Source organism: Streptomyces sp. NPDC004539 (genome assembly GCF_040610055.1).
Taxonomy (GTDB): domain Bacteria; phylum Actinomycetota; class Actinomycetes; order Streptomycetales; family Streptomycetaceae; genus Streptomyces.
Window position 1 is genome coordinate 303,547 of the sequence record NZ_JBEXLS010000006.1, and the last position, 18,596, is coordinate 322,142.

General features: G+C 71.1%; 15 protein-coding genes. 11 read left to right on the forward strand and 4 right to left on the reverse strand.

Annotated elements, in window-relative coordinates:
• The first annotated feature begins 1 nt into the window (after position 1).
• From ABZX85_RS15560 to ABZX85_RS15580, 5 genes are all read left to right on the forward strand, one after another.
• Positions 2 to 940, forward strand: a complete 939-nt coding sequence (locus ABZX85_RS15560; protein ID WP_355867929.1) for a sugar ABC transporter permease — start codon at positions 2 to 4, stop codon at positions 938 to 940.
• Positions 937 to 1,746 carry a carbohydrate ABC transporter permease gene (locus tag ABZX85_RS15565; protein WP_355867494.1) on the forward strand — a complete coding sequence of 270 codons (810 nt, stop codon included), beginning with the start codon at positions 937 to 939 and terminating at the stop codon, positions 1,744 to 1,746. The genes ABZX85_RS15560 and ABZX85_RS15565 overlap by 4 nt, the downstream gene beginning before the upstream one ends.
• Before the next feature lie 44 nt (positions 1,747 to 1,790).
• Positions 1,791 to 3,515, forward strand: coding sequence for a trehalase family glycosidase (locus tag ABZX85_RS15570; protein WP_355867497.1), 1,725 nt, complete (start codon positions 1,791 to 1,793; stop codon positions 3,513 to 3,515).
• 211 nt (positions 3,516 to 3,726) lie between these two features.
• A complete protein-coding gene (locus tag ABZX85_RS15575) occupies positions 3,727 to 4,371 on the forward strand; it encodes a hypothetical protein (RefSeq protein ID WP_355867500.1) in 645 nt (214 codons plus the stop codon).
• A 69-nt stretch (positions 4,372 to 4,440) separates the two neighbouring features.
• A complete protein-coding gene (locus ABZX85_RS15580) occupies positions 4,441 to 5,790 on the forward strand; it encodes a tetratricopeptide repeat protein (protein WP_355867503.1) in 1,350 nt (449 codons plus the stop codon).
• Between the two features lie 2 nt (positions 5,791 to 5,792).
• On the opposite strand, the gene ABZX85_RS15585 is transcribed toward ABZX85_RS15580, so the two are convergent.
• The 4 genes from ABZX85_RS15585 to ABZX85_RS15600 all read right to left on the reverse strand — a co-directional run bounded on the left by ABZX85_RS15585 (position 5,793) and on the right by ABZX85_RS15600 (position 11,054).
• Positions 5,793 to 6,401 carry a DUF1707 domain-containing protein gene (locus tag ABZX85_RS15585; RefSeq protein WP_355867506.1) on the reverse strand — a complete coding sequence of 203 codons (609 nt, stop codon included), beginning with the start codon at positions 6,399 to 6,401 and terminating at the stop codon, positions 5,793 to 5,795.
• Between the two features lie 154 nt (positions 6,402 to 6,555).
• Positions 6,556 to 7,644 carry a DUF3533 domain-containing protein gene (locus tag ABZX85_RS15590; protein WP_355867509.1) on the reverse strand — a complete coding sequence of 363 codons (1,089 nt, stop codon included), beginning with the start codon at positions 7,642 to 7,644 and terminating at the stop codon, positions 6,556 to 6,558.
• Between the two features lie 55 nt (positions 7,645 to 7,699).
• Positions 7,700 to 10,669 (reverse strand): carbohydrate binding domain-containing protein, encoded by a 2,970-nt coding sequence (locus tag ABZX85_RS15595; RefSeq protein ID WP_355867512.1) that lies wholly within the window; start codon positions 10,667 to 10,669, stop codon positions 7,700 to 7,702.
• Between the two features lie 163 nt (positions 10,670 to 10,832).
• A complete protein-coding gene (locus ABZX85_RS15600) occupies positions 10,833 to 11,054 on the reverse strand; it encodes a hypothetical protein (protein WP_355867515.1) in 222 nt (73 codons plus the stop codon).
• A gap of 157 nt (positions 11,055 to 11,211) precedes the next feature.
• Between ABZX85_RS15600 and ABZX85_RS15605 the strand changes: the two genes are divergently transcribed.
• The 6 genes from ABZX85_RS15605 to fxsT all read left to right on the forward strand — a co-directional run bounded on the left by ABZX85_RS15605 (position 11,212) and on the right by fxsT (position 18,572).
• Positions 11,212 to 11,625: an XRE family transcriptional regulator gene (locus ABZX85_RS15605; RefSeq protein ID WP_355867518.1), complete on the forward strand. Its 414-nt coding sequence runs from the start codon at positions 11,212 to 11,214 to the stop codon at positions 11,623 to 11,625.
• A 12-nt stretch (positions 11,626 to 11,637) separates the two neighbouring features.
• A complete protein-coding gene (locus tag ABZX85_RS15610; RefSeq protein WP_355867520.1) occupies positions 11,638 to 12,123 on the forward strand; it encodes a ParH-like protein in 486 nt (161 codons plus the stop codon).
• Positions 12,120 to 13,271 carry an MAB_1171c family putative transporter gene (locus tag ABZX85_RS15615; protein ID WP_355867523.1) on the forward strand — a complete coding sequence of 384 codons (1,152 nt, stop codon included), beginning with the start codon at positions 12,120 to 12,122 and terminating at the stop codon, positions 13,269 to 13,271. The genes ABZX85_RS15610 and ABZX85_RS15615 overlap by 4 nt, the downstream gene beginning before the upstream one ends.
• 128 nt (positions 13,272 to 13,399) lie before the next feature.
• Positions 13,400 to 13,774 (forward strand): trypco2 family protein, encoded by a 375-nt coding sequence (locus ABZX85_RS15620; protein ID WP_355867526.1) that lies wholly within the window; start codon positions 13,400 to 13,402, stop codon positions 13,772 to 13,774.
• 4 nt (positions 13,775 to 13,778) lie between these two features.
• Positions 13,779 to 15,986, forward strand: coding sequence for a hypothetical protein (locus ABZX85_RS15625; RefSeq protein ID WP_355867529.1), 2,208 nt, complete (start codon positions 13,779 to 13,781; stop codon positions 15,984 to 15,986).
• A 36-nt stretch (positions 15,987 to 16,022) separates the two neighbouring features.
• Entirely contained in the window at positions 16,023 to 18,572 is a 2,550-nt protein-coding gene (gene fxsT, locus ABZX85_RS15630) for an FxSxx-COOH system tetratricopeptide repeat protein (protein ID WP_355867532.1), read from the forward strand.
• Positions 18,573 to 18,596 lie beyond the last annotated feature (24 nt).

The following is an 18,596-nucleotide window of genomic DNA, read 5'->3' on the forward strand; positions in this document are numbered from 1 at the left end:
GATGCAGATGACCCGTGACCGGGTGTCGGGGAAGGCGGCCGTCGAGAAGCGGCGGCGGCCATCCTCCGGCCAGTGGGCGGCCTGGGCCTTCCTCACCCCGGTCACCCTCTACCTCGTCCTCTTCTACGCCTACCCCCTCTACCGCAACCTCGACCTGAGCCTCAGGCACTACACCGTCCGCTCCTTCGTGAACGGCGACGCCCCCTTCACCGGGCTCGACAACTACCGGACCGTCCTCGACGACCCGACCTTCCTGCCCGCGCTCGTCCACACCGCCGTCTTCACCTTCGTCTCCCTGGCCTTCCAGTACGCCATCGGACTCGCCCTCGCGGTCTTCTTCCACCAGCACTTCCGGCTCTCCGCGACCCTGCGCGCCCTGTTCCTCGTCCCGTGGCTGCTGCCGCTGATCGTGTCCGCGTCGACCTGGTCGTGGATGCTCAACAGCGACTCCGGGATCGTCAACGCGGCGCTCAAGGCCGTCGGGCTCGGCTCGGTCAACTGGCTGACGTCACCGTCCTGGTCGCTGGTCTCGGTGATCCTCGCGAACATCTGGATCGGCGTCCCCTTCAACCTCGTCGTGCTGTACAGCGGGCTCCAGTCCATCCCGGGGAGCCTGTACGAGGCGGCGTCGCTGGACGGGGCGAACTCCTGGCAGCGGTTCTGGTCGATCACCTTCCCGCTGCTGCGGCCGGTGTCCGCGATCACCCTGCTGCTCGGGCTGATCTACACCCTCAAGGTGTTCGACATCATCTGGATCATGACCAAGGGGGGACCGGCGGACTCGTCGACGACGTTCGCGACCTGGTCCTACCAGCTCGGGTTCGGCAACCTGCTGCCCGCGTTCGGGCCGGGCGCGGCCGTCGGGAACCTCCTCGTCGTCGCCGCGCTGGTCTTCGGGTTCGTCTACCTCAGAGTGCAGCGGAAGCAGGCGATGGCATGAGAAGCCGCTGGAAGACCGCGATCGGGCTGCTGCTGACCGGGGTGATGCTCTTCCCGGTCTACTGGATGGTCAACGTCTCGTTCACCCGGGACCAGGACATGCGCAAGAGCCCGCCCGACCTGTTCCCCGTGCACGGCACGCTCGCCGGGTACCGGACCGTCCTCGACGACCAGCTCCCCTACCTCGGCACGAGCCTCGTGATCGGACTCGGCACGGTCCTGCTCACCGTCGCGCTGTCCGCGCCCGCCGGGTACGCGCTCGCCAAACTGAGGCCGCGCGGCGGGGGAGTGCTCAGCTTCGTCCTGCTCGCCGCGCAGATGATCCCCGGGATCATCATGGCGATGGGGTTCTACGCGATCTACCTCCAGCTCGGGCTCCTCCAGTCGGTGCCCGGTCTGATCGTCGCGGACTCCACGCTCGCCGTGCCGTTCGGGGTGCTCATCTTCACCGCGTTCATGTCCGGCATCCCCGGCGAGCTGCTCCAGGCCGCGAAGACCGACGGGGCCGGGACCCTGCGCACGTTCTGGTCGGTCGTCCTGCCGATGAGCCGCAACGCCGTCGTCACCGTGTCCCTGTTCGCGTTCCTGTGGTCCTGGTCCGACTTCGTCTTCGCGAGCACGCTCGTGAACGGCGGCGCCCACGAGCCGATCACCCTCGGCATCTACCACTACATCGGCAACAACAACCAGGAGTGGAACGCGGTGATGGCCACCGCCGTCGTCGCCTCGCTCCCCGCCGCGGTGATCCTCGTGCTCGCCCAGCGCTACGTCGCCGCCGGAGTCACCGCCGGTGCGGTCAAGGACTGAACACCGCCATGCCCGAACCCAGTTCCAGAAACGAGTCTCCCCCCATGACCGCTGTCCCCTCCGGTCCGGCCTTCTCCGTCCACGACATCCCGTTCAGCCACTCCGGCTCCTGGTTCGACGTCTCGCCCGTCGTCGCGGAGAAGACGTACGCCGACGACCTCCATCTCGTCTCGCACCAGAACGGCATGCACGGCGTCCTGCGCCTCGTCCCCCTCGACCCCGTCACCGGGGCCCGCGCCGAGACCCGCGTCGAGGCCGTCCCCGGACTCCTCACCTGGACCGGCGGGGTCGGGCGCGTCGAACTCGCCTACGAGACGCCGGACACGCTGCGGCTGCGCGGACACGGCCTGGACGCCGGGGTGTTCGCCGCCGCGCCGACCCTCACCCCGTTCAGCGGCACGTACTTCTTCCACGACCCGGCGGCCGGCGCGCACGTCTTCACGTCCTACGAGACCGGGCGCCGCTACCGCGTCACCGTCCTGTCCGGCACCCTCACCGAGGTCGTCGGCGCGCAGGCGCTCGGGGCGGCGGAACGGGGGGTCGCCGTCACCGGGGACTGGGAGATCGCGATCGAGGAGATCGACACCGCCCGCCCGCCCTACGCGTCCTCCGGCCCCTTCGAGGAGGTCGTGGCACGGGCCCGGGGGGAGTTCGCCGCGTTCGCCGACGCGGTCGCGCCCTGGCGGTCGGACGACACACCCGCCGCCGAACTCGCCGCGTACGTCCTGTGGTCGGCGACCGTCGCGCCCACCGGGCTCGTCACGCGGCCCGGCGTGCTGATGTCCAAGCACTGGATGGACAAGGTGTGGAGCTGGGACCACTGCTTCAACGCCCTCGCCCTGGCGCCCGGCCGCCCGGAGCTGGCGTGGGACCAGTTCGCGCTGCCCTTCGACCACCAGGACGCGAGCGGTGCGCTGCCGGACTCGGTCACGCACTCCGAGGTGCTGCGCAACTTCGTCAAACCCCCCATCCACGGCTGGGCGTTCGGCCTGCTGCGCCGCCGGCTGCCGGAGCCGCCCGGGCGGGACGCGCTCGCCGAGGTGTACGGCCGGCTGGAGCGCTGGACGGGGTTCTGGCTCACCGCACGCCGGGCACCCGGCGCCGACCTGCCCCACTACCAGCACGGCAACGACAGCGGCTGGGACAACGCGACGACCTTCGACCCCGAGCGGGTCGTCGTCACCGCCGACCTCGCCGCGTTCCTGATCCTGCAACTCCACGAACTGGCTTCGCTGGCCGAGGAGTTGGCCAAGCCCGCCGAAGCGGCCCGCTGGACCGCCCTGGCCGCCGACACGCAGGCGGCCCTCCTGGACCAGCTGTGGACCGGCGACCGCTTCACCGCCCGCTCCGCCGCCACCGGCGAGAGCTGGACCAGCGCGAGCCTCCTCGACCTCATGCCGATCGTGCTGGGCGAACACCTCCCGCCGGACATCGCCGGCACCCTCGCCGACCGCCTCAAATCCCACCTCACCCCCTACGGCCTCGCCACCGAACTCACCGACTCCCCCCACTACCTCTCCGACGGCTACTGGCGCGGCCCCATCTGGGCCCCCGCCACCGTCCTCGTCGAGGACGGCCTCCGCCGCGCCGGCCACCACCGCCTCGCCGACGACGTCAACGCCCGCTTCCGAGCCCTCTGCGAAACCCACGGCTTCGCCGAGAACTTCGACGCATTGACCGGAACGGGACTCCGTGACCGGGCCTACACCTGGACGGCCTCGGCTTATCTGGTGCTGGCGGAGGCGCACGCACGGCGTACGGACCACTGACCCAGGAACGCGGGCCCGGGAAGGAAAAGAGAGAAAACACTGTGCGCTGCCCTTTCTCTCGGCAATGATGAATTCTCGGGCTCGCGTCGACGGTGGGCGGCTGCGCGTGGAAGAACGTCGGGCAGAAGAAAAGCGCAAGGAAACAGAAGCGGTCACGGACAACAGAATTCAGGGCGGGAATTTCCCCGGCGGGGTGATACAGGCGCATTCCGTGACGGGTGAGGTCCATCTGCACGGCTCCAGGCGGCCGACAGTGATCCCGCGCCAACTGCCCGCTCCGCCGGTGGGATTCGTCGGCAGGACCGGCGAACTGGACCGGCTCGGCGCGGCACCGGAGAGCGGGGCCACGGTGGTCGTCTCCGCGATCGGCGGCGCCGGAGGAGTGGGCAAGACCGCACTGACGCTGCACTGGGCACACCGGCGGCTCGACCTGTTCCCCGACGGACAACTCCATGTGGACCTGCGCGGATTCGACCCGGTCGACGAACCGATGCCGCCGGGCGTCGCCGTCCGGGTCTTCCTCGACGCCCTCGGCATCGACCCCGGCGCGATCCCCCTCGACCTGGAGGCCCAGATCGCGCTGTACCGCACACTGATCGCCGGCAAGCGGATGCTGATCGTGCTGGACAACGCGCGGGACAGCCGCCAGGTCGAGCCGCTGCTGCCCGGTACCGGCACCTGCACGGTCCTGGTCACCAGTCGCGACCGCCTTGCCGGGCTGGTCGCGCGCGGGGCCCGTCTGATCGGGCTGCGCCCACTGGCCGAGGACGAGGCACGGCTGCTGCTCAGCCGTCGGCTCGGCGAACCAAGGCTCACCCAAGAGCCCCGCGCCGTCGCCGAGTTGCTGGTCTACTGAGCCGGTCTGCCGCTCGCGCTCGGCATCGCCGCCGCGCACGTCGCCTTTCGGCCCGGCTTTCCGCTGGCCGTGCTCGCAGAGGAACTGCGCGACAGTGCGACACGGCTCGACGCGCTCAGCGGAGGAGACCTGAGCACCGATCTGCGGGCCGTCATGTCCTGTTCCCTCCGGTCACTCGACCGGGACGCCGAGACGGCGTTCCTCCTCCTCGCACTCGCGCCCGGACCGGACATCGGGCTTCCCGCGGCGGCGTCCCTCCTGGCGGCACCACCCGCCCGGGCCCGGCGACTGCTAGGGGTGTTGGAGAACGCGCATCTGGTGCAGCAGTACCTGCCTGATCGCTATCGGCTGCATGATCTGGTGCGGTTGTTCGGTGCGGAGAGGGGTGAGGAGAAACTCACGGATGAGATGCGGGACGAGGCATGGGAGAGGCTGTTCGACTTCTACCTCCGTACCGCTCACGAGGGTTCGTTGCTCATTCATCCGCACAAATTGCCGGAGATCGAGCTCGACGCCTCTCCGCCGGGGACGCACCGCATGCCCCTGGAGAACGTCGCGGCGGCATTGCACTGGTTCGACACGGAGCAACCCTGCCTGCTCGCCGCGCACCGCTTCGCCCTCCGGAGGAAATGGCACCTCTATCTGTACCGACTGACCTGGTCGCTCGACACGTTCCAGGAGCGCCGCCATCACGTACGGGACCTGCTCTCGACCTGGCGGTCGGGACTGGTCGCGGCTCGGTGGCTCGGCGAGCCCGGCTACGAGATCGAGGCGTGCCGCCGTCTCGCGAACGCCGCCTCCCGCATGGATGATCATGCGGAGGGCATGGTCTGGGCGCAGCGCGCCCTCGATCTCGCGGAGAGCTCCGGCGATCTGCTGAACCTGGCGCTCACACACATCAGTTTGAGTTGCCTCTGCGGGGAACACAACGACTTCCCGGGCTTCCTGGATCACTCACTGAGGGCTCTAGGCCTCTTCGAACGACTCGGCTACCCGGGGAAGGTGGCTCACGCTCTCGGTCACGTGGGGGAGGCGCACGCCATGATGGGCCACTACGGACCGGCCGAGAAGTACTGCCTCAGGGCGCTCGCTCTGGCACGGCGCCACCGGAATGTGGCTGTCGAAGCGGACACCCTGCACAGCCTCGGCTACATCGCGCACCACACCGGCAACCACCGTGTCGCACGGCACCGATATGAACAGTCCCTCGCGAGGTTCCGCGACAATGGCAACCGGTACGACGAAGCCACCGCGCTCGAACACCTAGGAGGCACGTACACCGCCCTCGGCGAAACCTCCGAGGCCCGCGCCACCCTGCGCCAAGCCCTCGCGCTCTACCGCATGCAGGGCCGCGACACCCAGGCCGAACGAGTGGCGCAGGCTCTCGTGCTCCTCCCGTCCGAAGAACTGGACGCGTGACGTCAGGCGGGCCTGCGCAGCAGCCACTGCCCCACCGACCTCCGTGCCGGCCGCACCCGTACCCGGCCGAACGCCTTGTCGCCGGTGAGTTCGATGCGGAGGGTGGTGGGGGAGGGGTGGGTGGGGTGGCGGGGGTAGGTGATCTTGGCGTGCTGGACGCGGAGGGCGTCGGCGTCGACGACGATGCCGGGGCGGGTGATGAGGGTGAGGGTCTTGCCGTACATGGTCATGTCGATGTGGAGGGTCGGCTGGGTGATCTCCGCCTGGGTGAAGTCGAGGGTCACGTCGCACCACTGCGTGACGAGTTCGAGGCGGCGGGGGACGATCCAGCGGCCGACCCGCTCGACCTTGCTGAACGTCTGCTCGATGCGCAGGACGTCCTTGACGTCAGCGACGGTCGTGCCCGAGGAGGTGGAGACCGGGGGCAGGTCGGCGGTCAGGACGGTCAGTTCGCCGACCGTGCGCGCGGAGAGGGCCAGTTCGATACGGTCGTCCAGCTCGGCCGAGGTCAGGCAGCCGTCCCCGGCCGAGATGCGCAGGACGTCCACCACCCGGTCCCGGTCCGCGTGCGAGGCCCGCAGCTTGTCGCTGGCCGAGATCTCTTCCGGCATCGCTTCCCTCCCCGTTCTCCCGCGCGGCGTCGCGAGGCAGGAAGACTAACGCTATATCGCGATGGGGGCGCGGCCAAGCGGGCACCCGGCGAAGGACACGCGGCGGCCCCGGGGCCACCGAGGACCACCGGGGCCGCAGGCGGCACGGCCGGCCTCAGACCGCCCGCGCCGCCTTGTCCTCCCGCCACCACGACGCCCCGACGGCGAGCAGGGCCCCGCCCACCGCGTACGCGCTCAGCACCCACACCGCCCCCGAGGTCGCGTGCCCCGCGAAGTACACGGTGTTGCGCACGACGGTCGTCCCCGCGCCCGGCGGCAGCGCCTGCCCGATCGCGCTCCAGAAGGAGGGGAGGAGCGGCGCCGGGTACACCCCGCCCGAACTCGGGTTGCCCAGCACGACGAACAACAGGATGACCACGCCGGTGCCGATCAGCCCGAACAGGGTCTGGAGGCCGAGCGCGGTCGTCGCGGCGGCCAGCACCACCAGCGTCCCGATCCCGGTCAGCGCCCAGAAGTGCCCGCCGAGCGCGTCGAACCCGGGACCGACGATCGCCGCCCCGGCGAGCCCCGACACCAGCGCGTACAGCACCAGCACACCGAGGCGGATCAGCGTCCGGTGCCGGTTCGCGGGCCGGGAACCGGCGGCCATGCCCATGATGGTCGCGGTGAGATAGCCGCCGATGACCCAGCCGAGGACGAGATAGAACGACGTCATGCCGCGCCCGTCACCGGAGTTGGGTGGCCGGATGTCCGTGACGGTGATCTGCCGCTTCTGCGCCGCCTCGATCTTCTGCGCGATCTGCGTCGCCGTCTGCGACACCGACGGGCCGCCGGCGGAGGCGACGAGCAGTGTGTCCTTCGTGCCGGTCGCGTCGAACAGGAACGCGGCGTCCGTCTCGCGCTTGAGGACCCGCTCGCGGGCCGCGTCGGCGTCGGCCACGGCCTCGGCCTTCACGGGATCGCCGTCCAGCGCGTTGAGCTGGGCGACGATCTTCGCGGACACCTGCTGGGGGGCGGCGACCGCGACGGGGATGCGGTGGGGGGTGGGGGAGTGGAACGCGCCGATGTACGACACGATGAAGGCGAGCTGGACCACCAGCCCGCCGAGGACGAGACCGAACGCGCGCAGCGTGACGGCGTCCTTGAACTCCGCCGCGAAGCCCGAGGACCCGGCGGTGGACGGAGCGGACGGGGCGGACGGAGTGGGGGGAATGCCCTGGGAAGGGCCGTTGTCCGTGTTCACCGGCGCATGATCGCACAACCGCGTGAATCCCACTCCGCCCGCCCGCACCGGCGCGCTACTTGAGGTACGGCCCCGCCGTCCCCACCTTCCCGGGCGCCGAGTTGGCCCCGCCCAGGTCGAGCACGTACACCCGCGCGTTCCCCTTCCCGGGCGCCCCGACGCTCAGCTTCCCGTCCCCGACGACCCGCGTGTCACCCGTGACCGCGTCCTTGTACGTCCCGTTCGGCACCCCCGAGAACGTCGCCCCGTCGGTCACCGTCACCAGCGCGAAGCTGTCCACCCCGCCCTCGGTGTACCGGCGTTTGAACGCCATGTTCCCCGAGACGCCCTCCGTCGAGTACTGCCCCTTCTGGAGCGCCGGGACCGCCCGCCGGATCTGGTTGAGCCGCTGGAGCTGCTTGACGAGCGGCGCCTCCAGCGTCGTCGCGACGGCGCCGGACGCGCTGGACACCGTCCCGAACCCGGAGGCGGTGACGCTCCCCTGGAGACGGTCGCCGTAGTACGCGCGCCCGGTCGTCGCCAGCGGGCACGTCGGCCCGCAGTCGATCTTCTTCCCCTTCTGGAACTCGGTCTCCGACCCGTAGTACAGCGTCGGAATCCCGCGGAACGTCCACATCAGCGCCATGTTCTCGGCCCACGCGTCGGTCCCGCCCGTGTACCGCTCGGACGACTTGTTCGGCCCGTAGTCGTGGCTGTCGACATAGACGACGTTGTACGTCGCGTCGTTGACGCTGTCGTCCGAGTCCTTCCCGTTGTGGAAGGCGTTGGACGCGTCACCGAAGTTCATGTGCATCCGCATGTCGATGATGTTCATCCCGGAGAACCGCGACCGGTCCGGCGCGTGGTACGCGTTCCCGTTCAGGAACGCGTTCGTGGACGTCGGCTGGTTCCCGGTGCCCTGCCCGTTCTCGTAGTCGAACTGCTCGATCGCCGCCTTCTCGTCGTCCGCGCTGTACTCCTTGCGCTCCTTCCACGTGTAGAACTGCGCGGAGTGGTTGACCGACCCACGGTTCCACTTGTCGTTGACGAACGCGGCGACCTCCCCGAACACGAAGAAGTTCCGCGCGGCATCGGCCCCGAACCGCTGCGTCACCCGCTCCTGGATCGCGGGAAGGAACCGCCGGTTCCAGGTCACGCGCGGGATGTGGACGGCCGTGTCGACCCGGAACCCGTCGACGCCCATGTCGATGTACTTGTCGTACGCGCCGATCAGGTAGTTCTGCACGGGCGCCGACTCGGTGTCGAAGTCGGCCAGGTCCTCGTGCAGCCAGCAGGAACGGGCGTCCTCGCCCTCCCAGTTCCCGATCCAGCAGTTGTGGTAGTACGCCTTGGGGAACATGCCCGAAGTCGGGTTCGGCCACTGGCAGTTGTAGAGGGTGTACCCCTCGGCGCTCTTCCCGCCGGTCGGCTTCCCCCAGTTGACGCAGGTGTTGCCGGTCGGCTCGGCCGTCGACCACAGGTCGCCGTTGTAGTACGACTTCCCGGACTTCGTCTCGACGGTCAGCCCGTCGTACTCGAAGGCCGAGTTCGGCTCGTCGTGGTACCAGCTCCACTGCGCGTCCCGGACCCCGTACACCTTCGGCGTGAACAGGCCCTTGGCGCCCCAGCGGGAGGAGTGGTTGTAGACGACGTCCTGGTAGATCTTCATGCCCTTGGCGTGCGCGGCGTTGATCAGGTCCTGGTAGGAGGCGCCCGCCGACTCCAGACGGGGGTCCACCTTGTAGAAGTCGTAGCCGTGGTAGCCGTGGTAGTCGTAGTCCGAGCGGTTGAGGACGACGGGCGTGATCCACACGGCGGAGAAGCCGAGGCCCTTGATGTAGTCGAGTTTCTCGACGAGCCCCTTGAAGTCACCCCGGAACATGGGGTCGTCGTTCGCCGCGTTCCCGGACTTCGTGTGCTGGCTGCCGCCCCGGTCGTTGGAGGTGTCGCCGTCGTAGAACCGGGCGGTGAGGACGAAGTAGATGGGGTCCTCGCGCGGATCGGTGCCGAGAGGGCGGCCCGTCTGAGGGGTGGGCGGCTTGTCGCCGGTGGTCACGGACACGGCGGCGGAGGCGGCCGACGCGTTGCCCGCCGCGTCGAGCGCCTTCACGGTGTACGTGTACGCCGTGCGCTCCTCAAGTCCCGTGTCGGACAGGACCGTCGACGTCACGTCCGTGACCGTCGTGCTCTTCGTGCCGCCCGTGCGGGTGACCTGGTACTTGGTGACGCCCCGGTCGTCCGTGGCGGGGTCCCAGGAGACGACGACCGAGGTGTTCGTGGCGGTCGCGGTGACCTTCGCGGGGACGCTCGGGGCCTGCGTGTCCGGGGGCTGCGCCGCGCAGGGGTCGGTGGCGTTCGTCGTGACGGTCTTGTCCTTGACCGTCGAGACGCCGGTCGGCAGCGCGTAGTTGCGGCTGTCGTTGTTGTCCCAGACGCCGTTGCCGTTGTTGAAGGTGACCTGCATGCCGGTGGCGGTGCCGAGGTCGAGGGTCTTCTTCCACCAGCCCGTGCAGGCCGGGTCCATGCCGATGCCGGGGACCGTCGTCCAGGCGCCGCCGTTCGGGGCGTAGTGGATGTTGGCGGTCGTCCAGCCGAGGGAGGCGGTCGAGTAGTAGACGGTGGCCTGGTTGCCGGGCGTCGGCGGGGTCGTCGTACAGGGGTCGCTGTGGGCGACGACGCCGTCCTTGACGGTGATCGTGCCGGTGCCGAGGGCGTAGTTCCTGCCGCCGTTGTTGTCCCAGGTGCCGCTGCCGTTGTTGAAGGTGGCCTGGAGGCCGGCGGCGGAGCCGAGGTCGACGGTGAGTTTCACCCAGTCCGTGCAGGCGGCCGTCATCCGCAGGCCCGGGACGGTTGTCCAGGAACCGCCGTCGGGGGCGTAGTGCAGGTAGGTGGCGGGCCAGTTCTTGGTCTTCGTGTAGTAGAAGACGGTCGCCGAATTGGCCGCCTCGGCGAGGGGCCGGGCGGGGGCGGGGGTGGCGGTGAGCAGGCCGAACAGTCCTGCCGCCGCTGTGAACACCGCGAGAAAGCGTGGGGGTGTGCGTCTCATGAGCGTCTCCGGTACCGGGCCGCAAGGGGTTTCTGGAAGTTCCTGCAAGCGGTTGCAACGACTGAAATTACCTGCGCATGACAATGGCGTAAAGGGTTCGTGACCCGTGAATGCCGAAGGGGCGCCACCCCGGTGAGGGTGGCGCCCCTTCGGGGTGCCGGGGTCAGCAGGAGTTGCTGTACGTGCCGGTGGTGGGGTCGTAGTAGGTCTGGTTGACGACTCCGGAGAACGGCGCGTTGCTGTACTCCCCGGTGTACGGGTTGTAGTAGATGCAGACCGCCTTCTCGGCGGAGGCGGGCGCCGCGACGGCCACCGACACGCCGGTCACGAGCGCCGCCGTGGCGAGGGCCGAACCGGCGGTCCGGATGAGACGGCTCCTGGGCATGAGGGGCTCCCTTCGGTTTCGGGTGATGCCTGTCATTCATATCAGCTCATGGAAGATATGAACCATCCATGTCTGCTAATAACTCGGTGTGCGTCGCGGCGTCAGCTATCGTGAAGGCCGGTCCACGGCGGACCCACGCAGGCTGAGGAGGCGGAACGTGAGCGACACCGCGACGACCCTCGCGGAGAAGATCGAGGCCCTCTTCCGCATCGTCCGGCGCCCCAACCGGGAGCAGTTCAGCCACGAGGAGGTCGCCCGCGCCTGCCGCGAGGCCACCGGTGAGACCTTCTCCGCCACCTACCTGTGGCAGCTGCGGACCGGCCGCCGCGACAACCCGACGAAACGTCACCTCGAAGCGCTCGCCCAGTTCTTCGACGTCCCCGTCGCCTACTTCTTCGACGACGACCAGGGCGCCGCCATCGCCAAGGAACTCGAACTGCTCGGCGCGCTCAGGGACGCGAAGGTACGCAGCGTCGCCCTGCGCGCGGTGAACCTCTCACCGGAGGGCGTGAACACGATCAGCGACATGATCGACGTACTAGCCCGCCGCGAGAGCCGCAGCGACGACTGACCGGGGGACGACGTGCGCAGCGACAAGCGCCTGTGGCAACGCTGTCGGCGGCTGGTGGACGGCCTCGACCTGCCCAGACCCTTCGACACCGCCGAGTTCATCGCACGGCTCGCCGAGGACCGGGACCGGCCCATCGAACTCGTCCCCGTCTCCGCCCGCCCCCATCTGCCCTGCGGACTCCTCGTCACCACCGACCGGGCCGACCGCATCCTCTACCCCGCCGACACCACCCCCCTGCACCAGCAGCACATACAGCTCCACGAAGTCGCCCACCTCCTGTGCGGCCACCACGAGACGTCCGGCGCGGCCACCTCCGCCGTCGCGGTCCTCCTCCCGCACCTCCCGCCCGCCCTCGTCCGACGCGTCCTCGGCCGCACCGTCTACACCGAGCCGCAGGAGGAGGAGGCCGAACTCGTCGCCTCCCTCATCCTGAGCCGCGCCGCCCTCGCCGACCCCGAACAGACCCGCCTGCGCTCCCTGTTCGGCCCCGCCCGATGAGCGACCTCACCGCCTGGCTCGCGGCCCTCCTCTTCCTCACCTTCGCCGCCCACCGCCTCCTCACCACACGCGGCGGCCGGACCGACCCCACCCAGCGCGACACCGCCGGCTTCGCGCTCTGCGCGGGCACGGCGATGCTCCTCAACGCCCCCGCCGTCAGCGCCCTGCTCGACCGGCCGGCCGCCGAGATCCTCCTGCCCTACCAGCTCAACGCCGCCGCAGCCGCGTTCCTCGCCCTCATCGCCCCCGGCCTCGGCCCGACGGCCCCCCGGCCGGCCCTGCGCCGCCGCCGCGTCCACGCCGCCCTCCTCTTCCAGCTCCTCGCCGTGAGCCTGTTCCTCGGCGCCGGCGTCACCGTCACCGACACGGCGGTCACCGCCGCCCCCGGCCGGGGCTGGGTCCTCGCCTCCTACAACACGCTCTTCGCCGGATACGTCTGCTGGTGCCTGTACGTCATGGCCCGCGCCCTCCTGCGCCGCACCCGCGGCATGCGCGCGGGCTCCCTGCGCACCGGCTTCGTCCTCGCGACGCTCGCCACGGCCACCGCCGCGCTGTGGGCGCTGTGGACCCTCGACGACGTCGCCGCGAACCTCGTCCGGGGCAGCCAGGCGACCGGCGAGGACCTCGTCTCCACCACCCTCGGCATGATCACCGCCGTCCTCGCCACGGCGGGCGCCACCGCCACCCTGTGGTCGGCGCCGGTCCGCTGGTGGCGCGCCCGCCGGGCCCATCGCGCCCTCGACCCGCTGTGGTCCGCGCTCTACGCCGAACTCCCCGAGATCGCCCTCGCCCCGCACCACCGCACCCCCCTGCGGCAGGCCGAGTTCGCCCTCTACCGCCGGGTCATCGAGATCCGCGACGGCAGCCTCGCGCTGCGCCCGTACCACCGGCCCGAGGTGCTGGTCCGGGCCGCCGAGGCGGTGTCGTCCCTCGACGACCGGGAGGCGGTCTTCGAGGCGGCGGTCCTCGCGGCGGCCCTGGAGGCCAAGCGCACCGGGCAGCCGCCGGTGGGGGTGCCCGGCTATCCGGCTCCGACGGCCGCGCTGGAGACCGTCGAGGACGAGGCGGCCTGGCTGGCGCGGGTGAGCCGGGCGTTCACGGAGTCGCAGGTGGTGCGGGAGGTGCGGGCGGGGGCCGCGGCGGGGTGAGACACCGGACGGCGGACCCGGTACGGCCCCGGGCCGGAAGCCGCACGGCCCGGTTCCGACGCCCCCCTCGCCCGATCCGACAGGGCGTCAGGAGCCCGCCGCATGGGTATGACCAAGGACGGGATTCTGTGTCCCGGACACACCGCGCGGGTGAACCGGAGGGGGACCGGATGGGGCGGGACGTACACCGGCTGACGCTGACCGAGGCCATCGAGTCGCTGCGCACGGACCTGGAGGCGGCGCAGCGGCAAGGGGTGGGCAGGACACTCGGGTTCAGCGTCCAGGACATCAGCGTGGAACTCGACGTAGAGGCGGAACGCAGCGACAGCGCCGAGGGCGGGGTGGCCTGGTACGTCACCGCCAAGGCTGGGCGCTCGTGGACGCGGCGCACCGCGACCCGCCTCGTGGTGTCGCTGAAACCCCGCGGCTCCCTCAACGTCACGGACCCCACCGGCCTGCCGCGCAGCGCCCCGCCGCCGCGCCCCGGCGACTCGGCACGGTGAACGCGTGAGCGGCGTCTTCCCGGCGTCGGCGGAGGACGGCGAGCCCTATCCCGCCGGCTCCGCGACCACCCCGGACCGGCTCGTCGAGATCAGCGTCCGCGACCCGTACGGCCGGCAGCTCGGACACGGCTCCGGCTGGCTCCTCGACGACGACCTGATCCTGACCGCGGCACACGTCCTGTGGCCCGCCGAAGACGAAACCGCCCCCGACGCCGTCGTGGAGGTCCGCCGCGGAAACGTCCCCCCGTACGCGCGCTGGCACCGCTGCGACCTCGTGTGGAGCGGGCGGCCCGGACCCGCCGACCCCGACTCGGGACCGGACGCCGCCCTCCTCGCCGTCACCGGCGCCGGCTGGCAGCCGCCCGACCCCCGGCACCGGCCCCGCCTCGGCGGAGAGGGCACGCGCATCGTCGAGTTCGAGGTCTTCGGCTTCCCCGCGTTCTTCCACACCGACCGCACCGCCTACGACGTCCACCAGTGCGGGGGACGGCTGCGCCCGGCCAACCTGAACCGCTCGGACCTGCGCACGATCGAGGTCGACGCCGAGGACGCCCCCGAGTCCCCGGCCGGCTGGCAGGGCGTCTCCGGCGCCGCCGTCCTCGTGGAGGGACAACGCGCGCTGGTCGGTGTCGTCGTCGGCGCCGACCAGGGCAACGCCCGCCGCCTCACCGTCCTGCCCGTCGCCCGCCTCACCGAACACCCCGGGTTCCGCCTCCGCCACCGCGACCACCGCTACGGCGCACCCCACAACCGGCGCAAGGTCCTCGCGGCGATCCTGTCCCGCCTCGAACACGCCGAACCCCTCGCGACCCCGGCGGCCCGCCGCACCCTCCTGGACCGCCTGCTGCCGGACGGCCCCGAGACCGCCCACCTCGACACCGCCGCCCTCCTCCCGGCCCTCGTCGACCACCTCGCCACCCGCCCCGACGGCTGTGCGGACCTGGCCGCCGCCTACACCGGCCTCTGCGCCCCGCACGACGAGTCCACCGCCGCCGAACTCACCCACCTCGCCGAGGAGCTGCACGCCCTGGACCTCACCGGCGTCCACACCTGGTGCGGACTGCGCGAGGCTCTCCAGAAACTCGTCCACGCCGACCTCGGCGGCGTCCCCGTCCCCGCCCTCTACGCCCGCGCCGTCACCGGCACCGACACCGTGGCCCCCACCCCGCCCGCCCACTGCGACGACCCCTGGAAGGCGTTCGTCCACCTCGTCTGCACCCGCGAGAACACCCCCGAACTTCCGCCCGCCCTGCGCTTCCTGGAACTCCTCGCCAGCGCCGTCGGCGGCACCACCGCCGACACCGTACGCGCCTGCAACCGGCACTGGGCGCTGCGCCTGGACATCGCCCGGCGCTCCCCGGACGACCCCGAGGCGGAGCACGACGACAGCGGGTACGCCCGGCAGGTGGACGAGCTGCGCGCCCGGCTGATCAGCGCGCCCGTGCAGCGCGCCACCTCCGCCCGGCTCCTCGTCGAGCTGACCCCCGACCCGAACAGCGACCCCGACGGCTGGACGGTGTCGTTCTACTTCCAGTGCTGGCCGCACCCCGGCGCCTGGCAGCGGCTGGCGATGCCGCTCGCCGAACGGGTCATCGCCCTGGGCCAGTTGTTCGACCGGGTCGAGATGTCGTGCCGGATGCTCCGCGACGGCCACGGCGTCCCGCTCGACCGGATCGAGGTCGAGTACATCCTCCCGCTGGACCTCATCGACCACCCCGACAAACTCATCGGCCACGGCGCGCTGCCCCCGGCCGCGGCCTCGTTCCCGCTCGTCGTGCACAGCCTGGACCGCCTCCACAACAGCACCTGGCGGGCCGTGTGGCAGGACCACTGGCGGCGCACCCGGCGCAGCTCGGGCCGCCTGCTGTGCCAGATCACCGCACTGGACCAGCAGGGCCGAGGCGCGGCCGAACCCGTCGCCGGGGTCCTGCTGACCCAGAAACCCGGCTCCGACACCGGCCGCCACGAGGTCAGCATGGCCCTGCGGCACGGCGTACCGCTCGTCATGTGGCGCCACGACCCCCGCGCGCAGCCCGACTTCACCGCCCTGTCCCGGCGCATCATGGCCGAAGGGCGCCTCGACGTACGCCACTTCCACCAGGACGACGCCGACGGCCCGGCAGCCGCGGAGTCCGTCTGGAACCGCCAGTTCGTCGTCATCTTCGACACCCCGGAGAACCTGCCCGGCCTCGTCTACGGCGAGGCGTCATGACACCGCGTCGAGTCCGCCGCGACGGAGGGGGACCCCATGGCCGCCAGTGACCCGGCGAGGCACACCCCGCAGAAGTCGTCCCCGGCCGTCTGGGAGAACGTCCCGCCGCGCAACCCCAACTTCATCGGCCGCAGGGAACTCCTCGCCGAACTCGCCCACCGGCTCACCGACAGCCGCAGCCCCACCGCCGTCCTGCCCGAGGCGATGTACGGGCTCGGCGGCATCGGCAAGTCCCAGCTCGCCATCGAGTACGTGTACAACCACCAGGCCGACTACGACCTCGTGTGCTGGATCTCCAGCGAACGCACCTCCGGCATCGTCAACACCCTCTCCCACCTGGCCGGACGATTAGGGGTCGGGGAGAGCGGCGACGCCGCCTCAACCGTCGCCCAGGCCCTCGACGCGCTGCGGCGCGGCGTGCCGTACACGCGGTGGCTGCTGGTCTTCGACAACGCGGAGAACGCCCAGAGCCTCGCGCCGTTCCTGCCCAACGCCCGGCACGGCGCCGTCCTCATCACCTCCCGCAACCCGCAGTGGGAGGACATCGCCGGCTGTATCGAGGTGAACGTCTTCGAACGGTCCGAGAGCATCGCCCTGCTCAACAAACGCGGGCCCGCGCTGACCCCCGAGGACGCCGACCTGCTCGCCGAGGCCCTCGGCGACCTGCCGCTGGCCGTCGAACAGGCGGCGGCCTGGCGGGCACAGACCGGCATGACCGTGCAGGAGTACCTGCGGCTGTTCGACGAGAAGCGCAGCGACCTCCTCTTCGAGGGCGCCCCGAACCTCTACCAGGAGTCCGTCGCCACCGCCTGGAACGTCTCCCTCGACCGGATCGAGCAGACCAACCCCGAGGCCCTGCACCTCCTCCAGGTCTGCGCCTACCTCGCGCCCGAACCCATCCCGCGCTCCCTGTTCTCCGGCGCCCACCGCGGCGTGATCACCCAGGAGCTGGACGCCGCCCTCGCCGACCCGATGCGGCTCGGCCGCGCCATCCGCGAGATCAAGCGGTTCTCCCTGGCCCGCATCGACCCCCGCAACAACTCGCTCCTCATGCACCGCCTGGTCCAGCTCGTCCTGCTCCAGCGGATGACCCCGCGCGAACAGGAGCAGATGCGGCTCGGCGCCCAGTCCCTGCTGGCCTCCGCCGACCCCCGCGACCCCGAGTCCAACGCCCAGTGGTACCGCTACTCCGAGCTGTACCCGCACGTCGTCGCCTCCGACGCGATCCACTCCGCCGACCCCTGGGTGCGCGACCTCGTCCACAACACGGCCAAGTACCTCCAGCGGTTCGGGGACCACGACAGCGCCCTGGAGTTCACCCGCGAAGCGCACACCGCCGCCACCGAACTCTTCGGCGCCGAGGACGAGAAGACCCTCCTGCTCGCCTTCTGGCTCGGCTGGATTCTCTTCAGCATGGGCCGCTACGCGGAGGCCGCCGAGATCAACCGGGAGACCCTCGACGGCCACGAGCGCGCGGAGCGGCCCGGACCGACCAGGGCCGCCGGTGCCGACGAGAACCACCTCGACGCGATCGGCGCCGTCGCCGCCGACCTGCGCGTCAAAGGGGAGTTCGCCCAGGCACTGGAGCTGAGCCGGCGCGTCTTCGAGACGGCGACCGAGGCGTTCGGCGAGGACGACGCCTGCACCCTCAACGCCGCCCACAACCTCGGGGTCGCCCTCAGGCTCGTCGGCAGGTTCCAGGAGGCGTACGACCTCGACCGCACCACCTGGGAACTGAAGCAGACCCTCCTGGGCGCCGAACACGAACAGACCCTCCTCACCCGGGTCGGCCTCACCATCGACGAACGCGAACTCGGCCTCTACCAGCACGCCCGCAACCGGCAGGAAGAGGTCGTCAGCCAGTACCTGCGCCACCTCCGGGAGGACAACGCGGCCGTCCTGCACGCCCGCCGGGTCCTCGCCGTCGCCCGCCGCAAGGCCGGTGACCACGAGGCCGCCCTCGAACTCTCCGAACAGGTCCTGGCCGTCATGGAGGAACGCTTCGGGCAGACCCACCCCGACACCATCGCCGCCACCCTCGGCCTCTCCGTCGACCTGCGCTACACCGGCCGCCTCGACCGCGCCCGCGAACTCGCCGAGGCGTCCTACGACCACTACCGCCGCATCTTCGGCGACCACCACCCCCACACGGTCTCCGCCCAGGCGAACCTCGCGATCACCTCCCGCATGGACGACCAGTGCGACACCGCCCACGCACTCGACCGCGCCGCCCACGCCACCCTCGTCGACAACCTCGGCGAACGCCACCCGCTGACGATGGTCGTCGCGACGAACCTGGCCAGCGACCTCGCCGCCCTCGGCCGCCACGCCGACGCCCTCGCCCTGGGCACCCGCACCCTCGCCCTCTCGGCGGAGGTCCTGGGCGAGGCCCACCCCTCCACGCTGAGCCTCGCCGCCAACCAGGCCCTCGACCTCGCCGCCCTCGGCCGCGAGGAGGAGGGCGAACGGCTCCACGACCAGGTCCTCGGGGAGATGCGCGGACGCCTCGGCCCCGACCATCCGGCGACGACCGCGCTGGGGGAGCGGGAACGGGCCAACTGCTTCATCGACCCGCTGCCGCTGTGACGGGGGCGGCCCCCGGGAGAGCGG

What these genes read in the sequence shown, in the direction of transcription:
- ABZX85_RS15560 (WP_355867929.1), top strand. Translation starts at nt 2, where the DNA reads ATGCAGATGACCCGTGACCGGGTGTCGGGGAAGGCGGCCGTCGAGAAG.
- ABZX85_RS15615 (WP_355867523.1), top strand. Translation starts at nt 12,120, where the DNA reads ATGAGCGACCTCACCGCCTGGCTCGCGGCCCTCCTCTTCCTCACCTTC.
- ABZX85_RS15595 (WP_355867512.1), bottom strand. Translation starts at nt 10,669, where the DNA reads ATGAGACGCACACCCCCACGCTTTCTCGCGGTGTTCACAGCGGCGGCA.
- ABZX85_RS15585 (WP_355867506.1), bottom strand. Translation starts at nt 6,401, where the DNA reads ATGCCGGAAGAGATCTCGGCCAGCGACAAGCTGCGGGCCTCGCACGCG.
- ABZX85_RS15600 (WP_355867515.1), bottom strand. Translation starts at nt 11,054, where the DNA reads ATGCCCAGGAGCCGTCTCATCCGGACCGCCGGTTCGGCCCTCGCCACG.
- ABZX85_RS15565 (WP_355867494.1), top strand. Translation starts at nt 937, where the DNA reads ATGAGAAGCCGCTGGAAGACCGCGATCGGGCTGCTGCTGACCGGGGTG.
- ABZX85_RS15570 (WP_355867497.1), top strand. Translation starts at nt 1,791, where the DNA reads ATGACCGCTGTCCCCTCCGGTCCGGCCTTCTCCGTCCACGACATCCCG.
- fxsT (WP_355867532.1), top strand. Translation starts at nt 16,023, where the DNA reads ATGGCCGCCAGTGACCCGGCGAGGCACACCCCGCAGAAGTCGTCCCCG.